Raw genomic sequence first — 17,989 nt, forward strand, 5'->3', positions numbered from 1 at the left:
TTTAATGCATATTTTCATCAGACAAATTTATTGGATTCCTTCAGGAGTGACTATGTGGCTTCTCCAGTAAAACGCCAGCATGAGTCCGGCCACGATATGCCATATACCCCACCATGCGGCAATGAAAGCCATCCCTCCCAAATTAAGCTCTGGAGGAAATATCCTTGGATTAAAAATCAGCGCGAGTCCTAATCCGGAATTCTGGATACCGGTTTCGATAGAGATAGTTCTGCAGTTGATTTCACTTACTCCTAATGACTTTGGTAAAAAATATCCACTCAGAAAAGCCAACCCGTTATGGATAAGCACCAGAAAGAATATCAGATGGATATAGCGAAGGAACAGGTCGAAATTACCTGCCAATGCCGCTACGATAAAACCTACGAAAAAGATGACAGAAGCTGCCTGTATCGGCTTGTCGACTTTGGCGGTGAATTTAGGGAATTTCATTCCCACAATCATGCCTAAAATCACGGGAATACCCAGGATCAGAAAAACCGTCCGGAACATCTCCACCGGGTCAATAGTGATGGGAACCAATAAGGGCGAATGTCTGGCATAAAGCCCGCCCCAGAATGCAAAATTAAATGGCGTCATAAAAAGACTCATGACAGTAGTGATGGCCGTGAGGCTCACTGACAGGGTGACATTCGATTTTGAAATGGAAGAAATCAGATTCGATACATTCCCGCCCGGACAGGCAGCTATGAGGATCATCCCCATAGCCACGGCGGTACTGGGGCGCAGGATGATTACCAACACAAAAGTGAGTGCCGGCAGTAATATATATTGTGCGATCACCCCTAATATCACCGGTTTGGGGTTGAACACCAATGTTTTAAAATGCTGTGGCTTGATGCTTAGCGCTACGCCAAACATGATAAATGCGATGGCGATATTCATCAGGTTGACACTCTCCCTGTTAAAGTTCAGCCGGATCGTGTCAAGTTGTTCCAGATTCCCGAAAAGGGACAATAACGGAGTAAATTGCATTGGATGACTGATTGATTTTAGCTGCAAAGTTAGCATTTCCTGTAAGAAATACTAACTTTGTAAAAGATCTAAACTGAATTTATATGAGTTCACCTCTTGCCGAACGGTTACGACCGCAACACCTTGATGAACTGATCGGTCAATCGCACCTGATCGGTAAAGGTGCCGTATTGCGCCGGATGATCGACTCGGGAAGGATACCGTCCATCATCCTCTGGGGACCTCCCGGTGTAGGGAAGACCACCCTTGCCAATATTATCGCCAACACGTTAAATGCTCCTTTTTACAAGTTGAGTGCCATCAATTCGGGTGTAAAAGATGTAAGGGAAGTGATTGAAAAGGCAAAGAACAACCGCTTTTTCGAGACTACTGCCCCCATCCTTTTTATCGATGAAATCCACCGGTTCAGCAAGTCGCAACAGGATTCCTTGCTGAATGCCGTGGAGACGGGTATTGTCACGTTGATTGGCGCCACTACCGAGAATCCTTCGTTCGAGGTGATCCGTCCGTTGCTTTCCCGTTGTCAGGTTTATGTATTGAAACCGCTGGAGAAGAAAGAGCTGGAGCAGTTGTTAAACCGTGCCCTTACGGAGGACCACATCCTAAAAGAGAAAAATATAGAGGTTAAGGAGACCGATGCCTTATTCCGGTTTTCAGGAGGGGATGCCCGGAAACTGCTTAATATTTTAGAGTTGACGGTTTCTTCAGATGGTGATGAAAAGATTGTTATTACGGACAAGATGGTGACTGAACGGCTTCAGGAAAATCCGGCGGCGTATGACAAGGGAGGAGAGATGCATTATGATATCATTTCCGCATTTATCAAGTCGATAAGGGGAAGCGATCCCGATGCGGCAATCTACTGGCTGGCACGGATGGTGGCAGGAGGAGAAGATCCCAAATTTATAGCCCGCAGGTTGGTTATTTCTGCTGCCGAGGATATTGGTTTGGCGAATCCCAATGCGTTGTTATTGGCCAATGCCTGTTTTGAGACATTGCAAAAGATCGGTTGGCCGGAAGGACGTATCGTATTGGCGGAAACCACCATTTATCTTGCTGCATCCCCTAAAAGCAATTCCGCTTATCTGGCCATAGGCAGTGCTATCTCGAAAGTGGAACAGACGGGTAACCTGCCTGTACCGTTACATCTGCGCAATGCTCCTACTTCGCTAATGAAAGAGCTTAATTATGGCAAGGAATACAAGTATGCCCACGACTACGAAAATAATTTTGTGAATCAGGAATATCTTCCCAAAGAGTTGAAGAATAGTCGTTTTTGGGAACCCCAACCCAATCCTGCCGAAACCAAAATGAATGATCTTATGAAAAAACTCCGGGAAGGGAAAGAATAATACACCCACTCAATCACCTAACCTCCTTTCCACTTTATTAATACCAGTTCGTTCCTCTGTCATAGGGCGAACTTCGTTCATCCCATTTCAAGTCTTGCAACAGTGAGGAGCTGGCGCGTATTGTAAAGTTATAGGATTTATAAGGACCGATAGGTATAAAACTGGCTGACATGCTCCAGCAGTGCAGGTTACGGGTGAGTGTACAATTGATATTGGTAAATTTCTTCAGGTCGAAATTATAATCGGTATTGAAAGTGAAATTCCAGTTCTTCGTCGGTTGCAAGGACCCGCTTAAACCGAAATTATGGGTAAGTTTTCCCTCATATTCCATACGATTCTTGTTGAATTCCCCATATCCATATCGTAACGAATAATTGAAAGAAAGATTCCAGTTCACCGCATTTTTCAGATAACCATCGCTGTCGAATTCTCCCATGGAATTGTCCTCGTTCGGAGCAAATGAACTTCTTTTACTTGCCTCTTCATAGGGGTTTGCCCCGATTGTACCATCGTCGGGCAGGTTCGCATCCGGATCCTGTTCTTTTTCATCCTTATTATCGCCGCCACGGCCGAACAGCTTCTTGAAGGTATCCTGGTTCAACGAGTAGGAGAAAGAGGTGCCGGTATTCATCAGTTTGCCGATTCCTTTGCCATTGAATGCCCTGAGTTTATCTACCCTCACCGGTCTGTCGTTATGGTCCAGTTCGTAAAGATAGGGATCCCATGTGGCATTCAGGCTAAGGGTGTATGATTTGGATAACTTCAGGCGTAGATTTGTATTGATGTTGCTCCATTTCATCGAGTCGGCCATCATGTTATAGCTGAAATTAATCCCCAGGTCATCTATCAGGCTTATCTTTTTAATTCCTGTTGAGTCCTTGTCACTTTTGACTTTCATTTCGAGGTTGTTCTTGAAGTCGAAGCCGATACTTCCGCTTTTCCCTGTGGGAGCGGTTCCAAACATCATAGAGGAGTAGGGGGAATAGGTATATTCCACATCTTCGCCATACTCGTTCTTATAAGTATAAGTCTCATAGAAATTATATTTCGGATCGCCGAAATCGGGTCGGTAACTCAGGCTGATACTGGGAGAAAACACGTGGCGGATGGCTTGCACCTTGTCTCCGAACATTTTCCAGGGAGTGTACATCCCATAGAATTTTGTTTGAGCGCTGATGGATGTGGAGTAATCATACACCCGTTTAAATCCATATACGGTATCTACGGGAACATGCCTCTTGACGACGGGGTCCCAGGCTTGCTTATGCGCACCTGTATACCAGCGTTCGGTATAATTGAATGAAGGTGATACCTGGATAAAATCAAAAAGGGTAAAGGTGGCACTTACGGGAATATTATGTTTCATTCCGTTTGTCCAGTCGCGTATAAGGTCTGATTTCAGGAAACGATCTTCTTTTGTAGTGATAGAGTTTCGAAATTCACCGGAATAGCTCATCGATATTTTTTCATACCACCGTTCGCTGCCCACCACATTCTTCCTCTTAAAGGGGTAGATGCGGCTCATATTCGCCGATAGGTTGGGAAGTGTGGCGGCGATGGTGGAATCGCGCGATACTTGGTTAAAACTCATCGTTGCCGAGAGACTCCATGGTGAATCAGGGAAACGCTGTGTAATGTTTACACTCGAACTTTTTGTGTTTTGGGCGGATTCACGCTGGTAGAGGCGGCCGAGATCCCTATGGTTGTTCCTGCTGGTAGAGAAGTTCACACTGGCCGACAGGGTCCGGTACATATTGGCTTTTGGGTCCTGTGAATGGGTCCAGTTGATGCGAAGGTCTTTCGCTACAGAATAAGCGTCAGGAGCCACATCTTTCAATTCTTTCTCGCCGGTTACGGTGTTCAGGTAGTAAAAATTAAAATTGCCTGAGTATTTATATCTTTTACGATAATTGGAGCGGGCACCGGCGCCCCATGAACCTTTTGTGTAAATCTCCCCCGTGACGGCAAGATCGATATAATCGCTCAGGGCAAAGTAATAACCCCCATTATGAAGATAGAACCCACGGGTCATTTCTTCACCATAACTCGGCATGATGATACCTGATGAATAGCTTTTTGTAAAGGGGAAGAAGGCAAAAGGTAATACTATGGGAAATAGCGGCACATCGGCTACTACTAACCATGCCGGACCGGTAACTACGTCCTTGTCTGGTCGTACCTTGGCTTTCGACAGGTTGAGGTAGAAGTGGGGGTGGTCATGCTGGTCGCAGGTAGTATATTTCGCATTTCGCATGTAGAAAGAATTGTCGGGGTTCATTTTCGCCTCATTGGCCACGATGTGACCCTCTCCCTGTTGCGTGATGACATTGTGGATAAATGCTTTGCGGGTATCGAAATTATATCGTACCCCTTTCATTTCATATTCTGTTCCTCCCTCCGAGAAAACGGGATGGCCGAATTCTTTTCCGGCAGAGTCGATCCCGAAAGTAGAGGAGATAATACTACTGTCCAGATCCATAGTGATATATTCCCCCTTGATCGCCAAGTCTCCATACTTGACATCGGCGTCTCCATAAAGGTAACCCATATTATTGCCTGTAAATACCATAGAATCCTTGGCTGTATAATAAACAGTAGTTTCCAATACCTCTTTTTTTGTGGCAACAGTATCGGGAGCAGCTTTAAGGGAATCTTGTACTTGTGGGGGGCCGACAGAATCAGTGATTTGTCTTATCTTGGTGGAGAGGATGGATTCCGATGTGGCGATTCGTACTGCTATATCTGTTGCTGCAGCTGCTTTATGGATAAAGAAGCCTGAGAATAAGATACTCAGCATGAAACAAATATATATATATCGTAATAATTGCCTCATTGGGAAATCAGCAGTTAGTGTGTGGTTTTGAACGCAAAACTACACATTAATGGATTAATTCGCAGCAAAAATAATAAAAAGAAACTTAAGACTGGTCGATTAGCTGCTTTTTAAACAGATTGAAGTCTTTTGGCAATGAGATGGACTGTTTTTTATTTTTCATAAAAGCTGCGAGGGCGTCCGGTATCTGCAAAGAACCTCTGATACATGAACCGACTGTCTCTCTGAATTTAGCCGGATGTGCGGTAGCGAGGAAAATTCCCGTTTCATCCGGTTTTTTCCCTTCTTTCAATGCCAGGTAAGCGCATGCACCGTGCGGATCCAGAAGGTAATCTGATTTGGCATAGACATTACTGATAGCCATTCTAATCTCTTCGTCGCTATATTTGTACGATGACACATCGGCGGTGATTGCCTCATGTGAATGCCCATATAAATCGAGGATGCGCTCAAAATTACTGGGTGCCCCCACGTCCATGGCATTGGCAATAGTTTGTACAGATGTTCTCGGGATATACTTTCCGGTTTGAAGATATTCCCTGAATACATCATTCCGGTTATTGACCGCAATGAATTTGTCTACCGAAAGTCCCATCCGTTTGGCGAAAAGGCCGGCGGTAAGGTTACCCAAGTTACCACTCGGCACTGATACCACCACTTTTGCGTCTTGCAGTTCTCTTTTCAATTGTGCATAAGCCCAAAAATAATAAAATGACTGTGGTAGGAAGCGGGCCACATTGATAGAATTTGCAGAAGTGAGTTTCAACCGGCTGTTCAGCTCTTCATCCATAAATGCCGATTTGACCAATGTCTGACAATCGTCAAAAGTGCCGTCCACCTCTAAAGCAGTGATATTTTGTCCCAGTGTAGTAAATTGGGCTTCCTGCATCTCACTCACTTTTCCTGAAGGATATAATACAAATACTTTAATTCCTTCTACTCCCAGGAAACCGTTGGCCACCGCACTACCGGTATCCCCAGATGTAGCTACAAGCACATTTACCTCTTCCTTCCCTTCCTGTACGAAGTGGGAAAGCATTCGTGCCATGAAACGGGCTCCCACATCCTTGAACGCAAATGTGGGACCATGGAACAATTCCAATACATAAACTCCCTCTTCCACTTCTTTGAGTGGAATTTCAAAGTTCAATGTATCAGAAACGATAGCATCCAGTTTTTCTTTTGGAATATCTTCACCAAAAAATACTTCCGCAACGGTTTTAGCAATTTCATGCAATTCATAATTTTCGATCTCTTCGAAAAAACCGGCCGGGAGCCGGTCAATCCGTTCAGGCATATAAAGTCCCCTGTCAGGTGCCAGTCCCTTAACAACTGCTTCCTGCAAGGACACCACGGGTGCTTTTTTATTTGTACTGTAATATTTCATACGACTAAAATTATTTCTTTTCAATGGTATATGGACTTATTTTCCACTTTCAAATACTGCTTTCATAAACTGATCCCCATGGAGGAGGCCATAACTCCCTTCCCGGGCGGCAAACTCATCATATACCTCTACGCTGTCGGGTTTAATATCCCTATGATAGATAAGGAAAGGAATTGGTGCACGTGTATGTGTCCGTATGGCACAAGGAGTAGGATGGTCGGGTAGGATGGCAATAGTGACCGGTTCGTCCCATTGTGTGGTCTCTTCGTAGATCGTCTTTACAATACGTGTATCCAGGTTCTCTATTGTTCTTACTTTCAATGCGGCATCACCTTCATGCCCCGCTTCGTCACTCGCTTCGATGTGTAGATATACAAAATCTTTTTCTTTCAAGGCCTTGAGGGCGGCTTGCGCTTTCCCCTCATAATTGGTGTCATACAATCCTGTAGCACCCTCTACCATGATCACCTCCAATCCGGCATATACACCAATCCCCCTGATCAGGTCAACTGCTGAGATCACGGAGCCGGTTTTGATGGGGAACATTTCGTTGAACGGTTTCATTTTAGGACGGAATCCGGGAGACCAGGGCCAGATACTGTTGGCGGGAGACTTTCCTTCTGCTATCCTTTTTTTGTTGACAGGATGATCACTCAATATCTCTTGTGATGCCAAGATCAATCTGTTCAATGCTTCTGCAGTGCCCCTTGCTTCGTCATTCCCCGGTTGTACCAGGTGTGGACGGAATGGCTGTTCCGGAATATCGTGGGGCGGGGTGCAATGGAGATACTTGTCTCCTCCTTTCATTTTTAACAGATGACGGTAGGAGACACCCGGGTAAAAACTGAAGATATCGTCACCCAACTCATTGTTGAGGAACCGGATCAGTTCAGTTGCTTCGGAGGTAGATATATGTCCTGCCGAATGGTTCTTTAGCAGGTCACCTTCCATACATACCAGGTTACAACGCATGCCCATTTCTCCGGGGAGGATATCCACCCCCATGCTTGCCGCTTCCAGTACGCCACGCCCTTCATATACCGAAGGGATATGGTAGCCCATGACTGAAAGGTTGGCTATTTCACTTCCGGGGGCAAACCCTTCGGGGACAGTGTCCAGCAGTCCATTCCTGCCTTTTCGGGCCAGGAGATCCATATAGGGTGTGGCAGCCGCCTGAATGGTTGTTTTATTTTCCAATGAGGTAATGGGCTCATCGGCCATGCCGTCGCCAAGAATTATTATATATTTCATTTTATTTTCAATAAAATATTTATCTGATATTTGCAATTGAGATGATATCTGAAAATACACCTGCGGCTGTTACGCCGGCACCGGCACCATATCCTTTGATTACCATCGGATATTCGTTGTAGCGTTCGGTAGTGATCATGATGATGTTGTTGCTGCCTTCCAGATCGTAGAAAGGGTGTCCCTGCTGTACTTCCCGCAATCCTACTTCACATTTCCCATTGTCGTACGATGCTACAAAACGGAGCCGTTTTCCTTCTTTCTCCAGTTCCTGGCGGCGGGATTCGAAAGATGCATCCATCTCGGGAATGGTTTGCCAGAATTCCTGAAGGGAACCGTCGAAATATTTCTGGGGTACGAAGAGATTTTTCTTTACATCCGATTGGTTTACATGGGCACCTGCTTCACGGGAGAGAATGACTAACTTCCGTGTCACATCCAATCCGCTCAGGTCAATGCGGGGATCGGGTTCGGCAAACTGTGCGTCGACCGCCATCCGGATGGCTTTGCTGAACTGGATATCTTCACTCAGCGTATTAAAGATAAAGTTTAATGTGCCGGAAAGTACCGCTTCCAGTTTCACGATCTTATCTCCCGAATTGATCAGGGAGTTCATCGTGTTAATAATGGGAAGACCGGCTCCCACGTTTGTTTCAAAAAGGAATTTGACCCCTGCTTTACGGGCGGTTTCTTTCAGGTGACGGTAACTTTCATAATCAGATGAGGCGGCAATTTTATTAGCAGTAACTACCGAAATATTTTTTGCCATCAATTCGCCGTATAGTTTTGCAATGTCCGCACTTGCGGTACAATCGACAAATACGGAATTGAAGATATTCATCTTGATGATTTCGTCCCGAATGCGTTCCGGTGAACTTTGCACGCCGTTGGTCATCAGCTTGTCGAAATACCCGTCCAGCGGTATTCCGTCGCGGGTGAACAATGCTTTGCGTCCGTTGGCGATTCCTACTATATTGATTCGTAGCTTATTTTGTTCTTTCAGCGTGCTTTGCTGTTGTTTGATCTGTTCCAGCAGGTTACCCCCTACCGTACCGGTACCGACAATGAAAAGATTTAATTCCTGGTACTGTGAGAGGAAAAAGGAATCATGGATTACATTGAGAGACTTTTTTAAATCGGATTTGGCGATTACACATGAGATATTGGTTTCCCCCCCCCCTTGTGCCAATGCAACAATACTGATACCGTTCCGTCCCAAAGCGCCGAAGAATTTTCCGGCAATACCGGGCACATGTTTCATATTCTGCCCTACGATGGCAATAGTTGCAAGGTCATACTCCACAATGATATCATTGATGCTTCCCATCCCGATCTCATGGGCAAACTCTTTCCTGAGTACTTGTTGTGAAAGGAGTGCGTCTTGTGATCGCACGCCGATGGATGAACTGTTCTCTGAAGATGCCTGTGAGACGATGAAAACGCTGATGCCGTTGTCGGCCAGTGCGGAGAAGATACGTTTGTTCACGCCGATTACCCCCACCATACCCAATCCTTGGATAGTGATTAGCGCAGTATCATTGATTGATGAAATCCCTTTAATGATCTTCCCGTTTGGTGTGGGCTGGATATTCCGGATAAGGGTTCCCTCTGCTTCGGGGTGGAATGTATTCTTTACACGTATGGGGATATCCTTGTGATAGACGGGAAAGATGGTAGGAGGATAGATTACTTTTGCGCCGAAATTGGATAATTCGATCGCTTCGGTAAATGATAACTCTTCGATGACATAAGCCGAATTAATGATTTTTGGATCTGCTGTCATAAACCCGTCCACGTCGGTCCATATCTCCAGTACCGAGGCATTCATGGCCGCTGCTATGATGGCTGCCGTGTAATCCGATCCACCCCGGCCCAAATTGGTGACATCGTTATTATAGTTGCTCGATGAGATAAATCCCGGCACAATCGCCACATGGGGAGGCGGCATCTCGGAAAATGTCTTACGGATCAAATCATTGGACCGTGCCAGATCGGGGATATGGTTACGGAATTGTTTATCGGTCTTAATGAATTTTGTAGCGTCATAGAGTTGTGAACAGTCTATTATCTTGCTGATGATCAGTGAAGAGAGACGTTCACCGTAGCTGACGATCTTGTCAGAGGTCTTTTGGGACAGATCGCCTATAAGGTAAACCCCTTGTAAGATATTACGCAACTCATCGAATAGTTGCTGTGTTTTTTGCTTTATTTCCCGGATGTCGTCCGGTGAGGTGATCATCTTGTCGATGATCTCATTATGACGGGCGATTATTTCATCAATCAGCGGCTTATAACCGGGATTGCTGTTCAATGCGAAGTCGGCGGCAAGTAACAATCGATCTGTTACGCCACCCAAAGCGGAAACCACCACAATGACGGGTTCCCTTTCTGTTTCTATGATTTTCCTGACTCGTTCCAAACTGGCGGGGTCTCCAACGGATGTCCCTCCAAATTTCATCACCTTCATATGATTATTTTTTTAGAAGCCTGAAGTAAAGAAACCGGTTGTTAAATGAGGATTCCTTACTGTTTTTTTATTATTTGAACTGTTGTGTGTGGAAATTGAATTTATTCGAACGCCATTCGACTTCTGTCTAATGTTGTTACCGTCAAAAAACGGACAAATCCGGTGCGAAGAATTTACATAACCCCCTAAGGGGTCATGGTCATTGTAGTAGTGCTGTGGAGGTATGTTGGATACAATCTCTGCATGGAGAACATATAAATTTGCTGCAAAGATAACGCAATAATTGATAAAATGAAATAAAACCGGGAATTGTTCTTCATTATGAAGAACAATTCCCGGAAAATATTTTTGTCAGGCAGATAAGTATATATTATTTCAAATCTCCTGCTTCCCAAACTTTGTATTGTACCGAGAAATTATCTTTTTTAGGAATAAACACTACTACCGGGAGGCGGCTGTTATAATTCAACAGATAGGTAGTCCCGGTAACCACCTCGGTGCGGCGGGTATTCTCCGGACAAGCCATCCGTGTGGAACGAACTTCACCATCAGATTCAAAGATGAGATAGCTATAACCCCACCCTTCGATATCTTTTTTGACGAACGCTCCCATTAACCCATACTTATTACAGTCCACTTCTGTTGTTATGCCGGGAATAATTTCTATTTTCCGATCTTTCTGCGAATTTTTTATTTCGGGAAGTAATAACACGTAACGGTCATATCCCTCCATCGATTCGGGATATGCATTTAATGCTTCGGTTGCTTCTGTCTCCACTGTATTATTGAGTTCTTTATCCATTACATAGGGAGCAGAAGGATTCCATATCCGTTGTTTTATCTCTATTCCTTCCGAAGCAAAGACCATAGGGGGGATTACTTCGTCACTATTGATAATAATACTTTGCCCCTGTACAAATTCGGTATGTTTGGTGTTATCGGGACAAGCCATCAAAGTAGAAATAGCGTCTCCATTTGATTCAAAAACATAATAACTAATACCGTCACTTAATGTCTTTTGTTCAAAATTACCCATCAATGAGTGGTGATTACAGTCCACTTCCATTGTCTTTCCGGGAATGATCTCTATTTTTATGGGATTAGAGGATCCCTCTTTCGGAGTAGGAACAGATAAGGTATGTACCTGGTATCCGTCTAATGTGTATAATGGAGATACATTACTCATTTGTCCTGTTTTTTTACTTCCACATGCTACAGAAAAGAGTGCTATTGATAATAAAACAGACAACTGTTTTGTTAAAAAAGTAACTTTCATAATGCTATTTTTTAATGATGAAAAGTTGCCGTAACGCATTATACAAAACTTTCCATAATGGAAGGTTCTTTTCGCTTGTTAACCGGCTTTGGTTAGATATTAAACAAATAAGTGCATAAAAGGTTTAAAAGGTGAAAAAACCGGAATGTGATTATTATTTCACATCCCGGTTCGTCGTGTTTTAGAGTGGATTCGCTGCTACCCCCTTAAAAGTGATTTCTACCGGTTTGATATATCCGTTTTCGTCAAACTCCATCTTTTCAATGCAGGTTGCCCGATGATCACGGTGGTTGTCTCCTAATGGGCGGCGGTGGTACACGATATACCAGTCGTCGCTTCCCGGTTTGTGGATCACCGAATGGTGTCCTGCACTGGTAGCAACTTCCGGGTTCTGTTCCAGGATAGTACCGATGCGTTCAAAAGGTCCCAATGGATTATCGGCAATGGCGTAAGCTACCCGGTAATCGGGGCTGCCCCAACCGCCTTCGGACCACATGAAGTAATACTTGCCATTCTCTTTGAACATAAAAGGTCCTTCGGTGTATCCTTCGGGAGTAATATCTTTATAAATATCACCGTCGGGGAAAGGTCTTAGTCCGGTAAAATCGTTATGAAGCAATACTACATTGCAATGACCCCATCCTCCATAAAACATGTAATAGGTACTATCATTCTCTCTGAAAACAAACTGGTCGATAGGTTGGGCGCCGTGTACAATCTCATTGACCAAGGGTTTGCCGATCAAATCCTTATAAGGTCCTTCAGGCCTGTCACTGACTGCTACGCCAATGCCTCCTGTTTCGTCCTCACTATGGATATCGTTTGCTGCAAAAAAGAAATAGTATTTCCCTTCTTTTTCAATTACACCCGGAGCCCACATGGCTATTTTTGCCCATTTTATTTCTGCTGTATCCAGGATATTCTCATGTTTGGTCCAGTTTATCAGATCGGGCGATGAAAAGCAATCAAACTTTACCTGATTCTCGTATAAGTCTGAATAAGTGGGAAATATCCAATACTGGTCATTATATATAATCCCTTCGGGATCGGCGTACCACCCCTCAAAAATTGGGTTTCCTGAATATTGGATCTTGTCGTCATTCCCTTTGTTATTCATACAGGCGGATAATAGTAGGACTCCCGCCATCCATAAAAGCACTTTTTTCATTTCAATGATAAGTTTTTATTTATAATTCCCTCTCCAGTAACTTTTCTCCTGCTGCATTGTACACTTCGAGTGTCAGTTTATCGCCTCTTTTTTCAAGCACCATCACCGTGCCGCCCGGTTCCCGGTTACCTCCGCCGATAATGACAGGGAAATTATTGCCTGCCTCACCTTTTTCAATGACCCGGTAACGGTGGGTATGTCCATTGAGGGAAATATCGAATGGAACGTCCTTGAGTACCGGTATCCACAGGTCGGAACAGGGGGAGAAACTATCAGGTTTCACACCGAAAATGGGGATATGATGGATCAGTATCCTTTTATTGGCATTCTTAAAAGATGTCGATTGTACTTCTTCCTTCAGGAATTCGGCCTGGTCGATCCGGTGCTGGGTATAATCATTCATATCGTAATATACCCAATGGTCGTCCGGTTTGTCTTCTCCGCAATCGAGAAGGACAAAACGGGTGTCACCCAAGGAGAAAGCACTGTATGAATGGCCACGCATTCTGCCCAGGTAATCCCATAGGTGAAGGGAATACTCGCCACGCGTTTCGTGGTTTCCCCTGATAAAGATGGAGGGTATCTCATCGCTTTTGATCCGGGGAGTGTAGGTGATCAACCTGTCTACAATATCGCTTTCAACTTCCACATCATCGAAACAGTCGCCATTAAAGATAACCAGGTCATAGGGCTTGTCATCTACCAAAGAATGCAATTTTTTGAACATCTCCATATTACTGTGGATGTCATTGTATACGATTACCCGGAAATCTTTCATATCATCATTCCAGGTAGTGAATGTTTTGATATCCGATCTGACGGTGTCTCCAAACTCCTTGTAGTAGCTGGAGTATCGGGTGATTTCCTGCGACACCACCCGGTAATAATATTTTGTGCCCGGTTGGAGGTCGGTAAGGCGCACCCGGTTGATTTTGTTGTTCGCCACCATCACTCCTTCAAGGAATGTACGTGCCCGTTTCAGGTTATCGGGATCGGTGCCGTATTCCACCCAACTGCGTGCCGGAACATTGGTCAACCACATCACGGTCATCTCGTCGGTACCGGGATTTTGCAGGTAGGGCATGGTGCGCATCACTTCAGAGGCTGGTGTTTTCAGGCGGATATCCACAAAAATAGGCCTGTGGTCAGATGCCACCTGCTCATCAACCACGTGAGCCCTGTATTTTGCATAGGTCTGCCCTTTGGCGGTATATCCCAATATATAATCGATTGTCCCTGTTGGTTTTCCGGAAGGGAATGTGAACTGTTTCGGGCTGGAAAGAATCTGCCATTGATCCTGGAGATATATAACCGGATCGGAATCGGGAGCAGCATTGAGGTCTCCCATGAGGAATACCGGTTTGTCCTGTTTTTTTACGGCTTCGGTTATTATTTTTACCGATTCGAGGCGCTCTTCGTTGGTGAGCGAAAGGTGTGTATTGACCACCACATATTTCTCGAGTTCCACTATCAGAGCCGTGCGTGCTTCTTTGGCACCCGGGAGGGATATCTTGCTTACCGCAATCGGCTTTTCGCGTGTGAGGACACCATTGCCATATTTTCCCCCATCGTGCAGGATAGAATAACCAAAGGTAGCGTGCATGCCGGTCTGCTCCGCAAGCATCTGCATGATATCGATATTGCCGCTTCTTGCCACCACGCTGTCCACCTCCTGTAATCCCACAACTTCGGGATTGGTGTCGAGGATTAGCCTGCCGATTCGATCAATATCCATTTTACCGTCCATCCCTTCGCCGTGATGGATATTATAACTCATCAGGCGGTGTGTATTTTCCCGTTGCGGAAATGTTTGTGCCTGGACGTGAAACAGTGCCAGGCAGAAAAATAATAAAAAGACCGTTTTTTTCATTTTATCGTATGTTTTTGAGTTTCCTTTCCGCTTTATTATTTTTTAGCAAAGTAAGCAAAAAAAGTGATTTTTACGGTTATTTTGAAAGAAAAATTGAAGTTTCGTATGTCCTGCGTCTACAGGTTGTTTTGAAGGTATCGCATTTTGCAATACCAAAAAGTCAATTTCAGTTTCGGATAGTTGGAATACACTTCCTCCCCTTACTCTTGTGAATTACGCATTTTGCGTTACGCATTTTGCGTAATAATAAAAAGTTGTATATATTTGTACGAAATTAAAATCAATATAATAATATGAATCCGTTTTTACTATATAATTATCTAAGTCCTGATTATTTCTGTGATAGACATGTAGAAACAGAAATTTTATTGAAGAACATAAATAATAAGAGCAATATAGCAGTGTTCTCTCAACGCAGACTTGGAAAGACAGCACTTGTCAAACATGTCTTTTATCTTTTGAAAAAAAAACAAAGTACCATTTATTTGGATATTTTCCCTACTTCATCATTAAAAGAGTTTACAGATTACTTAGCTACGGCAATTTACAAAGAATTCCCCATACATAAAAGTACAGGAAGAAAATTTTGGGAACATATCAAATTATTGCGGCCTATACTTAAAATAAATGCATTGAGCGGTGAACCTGAATTAACGTTGGATATCTCTCATCCTGAGCAGATAGAAAAAAGCCTTCCTCAACTTTTTTCTTTTCTAGACCAACAGGAAAAAAAGATAGTAATTGCTATTGATGAGTTTCAACAGATACTTTCATATCCTGAAAAAAATGTGGAAGCTTTATTGAGAACAATCATACAAAACCTACACAATATCTCCTTTATATTTTTAGGGAGTGATAGTCGGTTAATGATCGAAATTTTCAATAATACCAAAAGACCCTTTTACGGGAATACTAACTTTCTGACACTGAGGAAAATACCTAGGGCGGAATATACCTCTTTTATCAAGAATTTATTTCATACGGTAGGAGTGGAGACAGATGAAAAAGTTCTTGAAATGATATTAGATCTTACATGCGCTCATACATATTATACACAACGGCTATGCCATGAGGTTTATGCTGACCGAATGTCCTATGTAGAAGAAAAAGATATTGTGGATATTCTTTATAAATTAATTCAACAGAATGAGTCTGTTTATTTTCAATATAGAAATTTATTGACAAAATCTCAATGGAAAACTTTAAAAGCAGTTGCTGCAGAAGAAGTTGTTTATCAGCCTTATTCTCAAAAATTTACAAAGAAGTATGGTTTGGGTACTGTCTCAACATTACAGCGTAATTTGGAAGCACTTGTAGACAAGACAATCATCTATAATAATTTGTTCGTAGAGAACCCATATTATGAAGTTGAAGATAAATTCCTGATGCGTTGGTTACAGAATCGCCAAAACGATACAATATCAACTGCTGACATTACCCTGTGATTTTTAATATGTTTCTTTCATTCGAGTGCCTGATAGACCGTATTTAAGAATTTTTCCCATACGAGAGTATCCGGTATCCGGTTTGTATAGAGTAATATAATCATATCTTCCTGATAGTCGATAATGTAATCCGTATTGGCCATCCCTCCCCACGACAGAACTCCAGGCGAGACCATCGGAGAGGAGCCGTGACTGACATCCCAGTTCTCGTTCCCACCGGGGTAGATCTAGAAGCCCAGGCCGAAGCGGAAGTTCTTGTCACTCCCTTCATGGTACTGCAGTTGGTTTTTCGCCATGATCTCGATTGTGCGGCGTCCCAGAATGCGGTTGTTGTTGAATTTGCCGTAGTTCAGCATCATCGAGCAATACCAGTTGATCAACGTGGTAATAAATTCTTTGTTGCAATCATCTCAATGATATTTTTTTCCATAAGATTTTCAAGATTTTATGAATGTATTGACGAAGAATTGCGCAAAATGCATTACGCATTTTGCGCAATTCGCGGGAAGAGCAAATATTTGTTTAGAGAACCGTCTACGAATTTTATTCCTGAAAAATGACCGAACAGCAAAGCATAGAAATAGAGTATGAAAAATTTATTTCAACAGTTTGTCATATAGCCAGTTATTTTTCTGCTCCTGTTGTTCGGGAAACGTCCAGTGCTGGGTTTCCTGGAAAAGATGCAATTCCTTGGGTGCAGAAATCACATTGTAGGCGGCGTACATAGATGTGGGCGGACATACATTGTCATTATATCCCCAGCTATACCAACCTGAAATTTTAACGAAACGGGCGAAGTTTGCCACATCGTAATAGCTTGAAGTCTCTATTTTTTCAGGCTTATTGGTGAAATTGTTACGAAACATATGCGGCCATCCTCCTGCGCGGCCATGTAAATAGCCCGTCAAATCGGAAAGAGCAGGATAAAAAGCTGCCAGGTAATCAATTCGGCTGTCAAGTGCCGCCGTGATAATGGAAAGGGCTCCACCCTGGCTCCCTCCTGTTACCGCTATGTCCCTGCCGTTGAAGCAGTCGAGTGACTCAATGAAATCGACAGCCCTTACGCAACCAAGATATACTCGTTTGTAATAGTAATTGTCCTTGTCGTCCAGGTTGGCGGTCTGGTAGCCGTCGAGAGGGCCGGTGCGCAAGTTATCATAAACCCGTTGCTCCATATTTACCGGCACGCCGTGAATGCCGATCTGGAAAGTGACGATTCCTTTCTCCGCACTTGCCACATCGCCGTAATAAGGCCGCACGCCTGCTCCGGGGACATGCAGGATAGCCGGATATTTACCTTCGGCTTTGGGTCTGCATAAGATCCCATAGATTTTTCCCTTGATATTGTCGATGCTTACGTGGTACACATCCACTTTGTCTGTGCATCGTTCCGGCATCAGCGTCAATACCGGTTTTACCGGTACTTTGGCCAGTTCTGCTTTCGCGTTTTCCCAGAATTGTTCAAAATCGGAGGGTAATGTGGTGGTTGGCTGGATCTGTTCGGGTGAAAACCCGGCAGTCGCGTAGGACGAATAATTTTTTCCGTCGACCTGCACCGAGGCGGTACAGCGCAGGAAGCCGGCATCATTAAACCTCTTGGCTTTTACCGTGGCGATACCCTTTTTAAGTGTGACGGTATTTGCTTCCGATGCCTCCATCATTTCGGGACCGATACTGTATTTCACATCGATACCCTCTAACGGCACATTGTTTTTCAACACCATAATTTGGAATTCTGCCTGTTCGCCTTTTTTGTAAGTCCAATCAGCTTTGTCGGGTGTTACGATTACCTGCACTAACTGCCTGGCAGGTTGTGCGATACCCTGTAGGCATAGCGACACGATAAAGAATGAGAGTAGAAATAATCGATTTTTCATTTGTATATATATTTTAATGATTGATATTTTTCTGGCAAGTTAGTCAAAAAAACTTATTAACTTCAAATTCTTT

The 17,989-nt window shown here is 43.8% G+C and carries 13 protein-coding genes; 2 read left to right on the forward strand and 11 right to left on the reverse strand.

The features are described 5' to 3' along the window. Positions 1-27: 27 nt before the first annotated feature. Complete coding sequence (locus B4G81_RS01535; protein ID WP_294079371.1) at positions 28-993, reverse strand: bile acid:sodium symporter family protein; 966 nt, start codon at positions 991-993, stop codon at positions 28-30. Between the two features lie 83 nt (positions 994-1,076). Here B4G81_RS01535 and B4G81_RS01540 point away from each other — a divergent pair, with 83 nt between their 5' ends. Then, on the forward strand, positions 1,077-2,345 hold the full coding sequence (locus B4G81_RS01540) for a replication-associated recombination protein A (protein WP_294079373.1): 1,269 nt from the start codon (positions 1,077-1,079) through the stop codon (positions 2,343-2,345). Positions 2,346-2,382: 37 nt separating this feature from the next. On the opposite strand, the gene B4G81_RS01545 is transcribed toward B4G81_RS01540, so the two are convergent. The 7 genes from B4G81_RS01545 to B4G81_RS01575 form a co-directional block, all read right to left on the reverse strand. Beyond that, positions 2,383-5,142, reverse strand: a complete 2,760-nt coding sequence (locus tag B4G81_RS01545; RefSeq protein WP_294079375.1) for a putative LPS assembly protein LptD — start codon at positions 5,140-5,142, stop codon at positions 2,383-2,385. 121 nt (positions 5,143-5,263) lie between these two features. Beyond that, complete coding sequence (gene thrC, locus B4G81_RS01550; protein ID WP_294079377.1) at positions 5,264-6,565, reverse strand: threonine synthase; 1,302 nt, start codon at positions 6,563-6,565, stop codon at positions 5,264-5,266. A gap of 36 nt (positions 6,566-6,601) precedes the next feature. Continuing rightward, a complete protein-coding gene (locus B4G81_RS01555; protein WP_294079379.1) occupies positions 6,602-7,816 on the reverse strand; it encodes a cofactor-independent phosphoglycerate mutase in 1,215 nt (404 codons plus the stop codon). A 19-nt stretch (positions 7,817-7,835) separates the two neighbouring features. Continuing rightward, positions 7,836-10,280: a bifunctional aspartate kinase/homoserine dehydrogenase I gene (gene thrA / locus B4G81_RS01560; protein WP_294079381.1), complete on the reverse strand. Its 2,445-nt coding sequence runs from the start codon at positions 10,278-10,280 to the stop codon at positions 7,836-7,838. Between the two features lie 370 nt (positions 10,281-10,650). After that, positions 10,651-11,556 (reverse strand): ecotin family protein, encoded by a 906-nt coding sequence (locus B4G81_RS01565; RefSeq protein WP_294079384.1) that lies wholly within the window; start codon positions 11,554-11,556, stop codon positions 10,651-10,653. A 181-nt stretch (positions 11,557-11,737) separates the two neighbouring features. Continuing rightward, positions 11,738-12,673 carry a glycoside hydrolase family 43 protein gene (locus tag B4G81_RS01570; protein WP_414703146.1) on the reverse strand — a complete coding sequence of 312 codons (936 nt, stop codon included), beginning with the start codon at positions 12,671-12,673 and terminating at the stop codon, positions 11,738-11,740. Positions 12,674-12,743: 70 nt separating this feature from the next. After that, positions 12,744-14,594, reverse strand: a complete 1,851-nt coding sequence (locus B4G81_RS01575) for an endonuclease/exonuclease/phosphatase family protein (protein WP_294079388.1) — start codon at positions 14,592-14,594, stop codon at positions 12,744-12,746. Between the two features lie 293 nt (positions 14,595-14,887). Here B4G81_RS01575 and B4G81_RS01580 point away from each other — a divergent pair, with 293 nt between their 5' ends. After that, complete coding sequence (locus B4G81_RS01580) at positions 14,888-16,039, forward strand: AAA family ATPase (RefSeq protein ID WP_294079389.1); 1,152 nt, start codon at positions 14,888-14,890, stop codon at positions 16,037-16,039. 17 nt (positions 16,040-16,056) lie between these two features. Here B4G81_RS01580 and B4G81_RS01585 read toward each other — a convergent pair whose 3' ends face one another. The 3 genes from B4G81_RS01585 to B4G81_RS01595 form a co-directional block, all read right to left on the reverse strand. After that, positions 16,057-16,215 carry a hypothetical protein gene (locus B4G81_RS01585; protein ID WP_294079391.1) on the reverse strand — a complete coding sequence of 53 codons (159 nt, stop codon included), beginning with the start codon at positions 16,213-16,215 and terminating at the stop codon, positions 16,057-16,059. A 51-nt stretch (positions 16,216-16,266) separates the two neighbouring features. Next, entirely contained in the window at positions 16,267-16,398 is a 132-nt protein-coding gene (locus B4G81_RS01590; protein WP_294079393.1) for a hypothetical protein, read from the reverse strand. Between the two features lie 237 nt (positions 16,399-16,635). Next, positions 16,636-17,916 carry an acetylxylan esterase gene (locus B4G81_RS01595; RefSeq protein ID WP_294079395.1) on the reverse strand — a complete coding sequence of 427 codons (1,281 nt, stop codon included), beginning with the start codon at positions 17,914-17,916 and terminating at the stop codon, positions 16,636-16,638. Positions 17,917-17,989: the final 73 nt, after the last annotated feature.

This window comes from Proteiniphilum sp. UBA5384, from assembly GCF_002410825.1.
Lineage (GTDB): Bacteria > Bacteroidota > Bacteroidia > Bacteroidales > Dysgonomonadaceae > Proteiniphilum.

Excerpts from the sequence above, each read along its gene's own strand:
- thrC (WP_294079377.1), bottom strand. The coding sequence starts at position 6,565 with ATGAAATATTACAGTACAAATAAAAAAGCACCCGTGGTGTCCTTGCAG.
- thrA (WP_294079381.1), bottom strand. The coding sequence starts at position 10,280 with ATGAAGGTGATGAAATTTGGAGGGACATCCGTTGGAGACCCCGCCAGT.
- B4G81_RS01535 (WP_294079371.1), bottom strand. The coding sequence starts at position 993 with ATGCAATTTACTCCGTTATTGTCCCTTTTCGGGAATCTGGAACAACTT.
- B4G81_RS01590 (WP_294079393.1), bottom strand. The coding sequence starts at position 16,398 with ATGATGCTGAACTACGGCAAATTCAACAACAACCGCATTCTGGGACGC.
- B4G81_RS01570 (WP_414703146.1), bottom strand. The coding sequence starts at position 12,673 with ATGAATAACAAAGGGAATGACGACAAGATCCAATATTCAGGAAACCCA.
- B4G81_RS01585 (WP_294079391.1), bottom strand. The coding sequence starts at position 16,215 with ATGGTCTCGCCTGGAGTTCTGTCGTGGGGAGGGATGGCCAATACGGAT.
- B4G81_RS01580 (WP_294079389.1), top strand. The coding sequence starts at position 14,888 with ATGAATCCGTTTTTACTATATAATTATCTAAGTCCTGATTATTTCTGT.
- B4G81_RS01540 (WP_294079373.1), top strand. The coding sequence starts at position 1,077 with ATGAGTTCACCTCTTGCCGAACGGTTACGACCGCAACACCTTGATGAA.
- B4G81_RS01575 (WP_294079388.1), bottom strand. The coding sequence starts at position 14,594 with ATGAAAAAAACGGTCTTTTTATTATTTTTCTGCCTGGCACTGTTTCAC.
- B4G81_RS01555 (WP_294079379.1), bottom strand. The coding sequence starts at position 7,816 with ATGAAATATATAATAATTCTTGGCGACGGCATGGCCGATGAGCCCATT.
- B4G81_RS01595 (WP_294079395.1), bottom strand. The coding sequence starts at position 17,916 with ATGAAAAATCGATTATTTCTACTCTCATTCTTTATCGTGTCGCTATGC.
- B4G81_RS01545 (WP_294079375.1), bottom strand. The coding sequence starts at position 5,142 with ATGCTGAGTATCTTATTCTCAGGCTTCTTTATCCATAAAGCAGCTGCA.
- B4G81_RS01565 (WP_294079384.1), bottom strand. The coding sequence starts at position 11,556 with ATGAAAGTTACTTTTTTAACAAAACAGTTGTCTGTTTTATTATCAATA.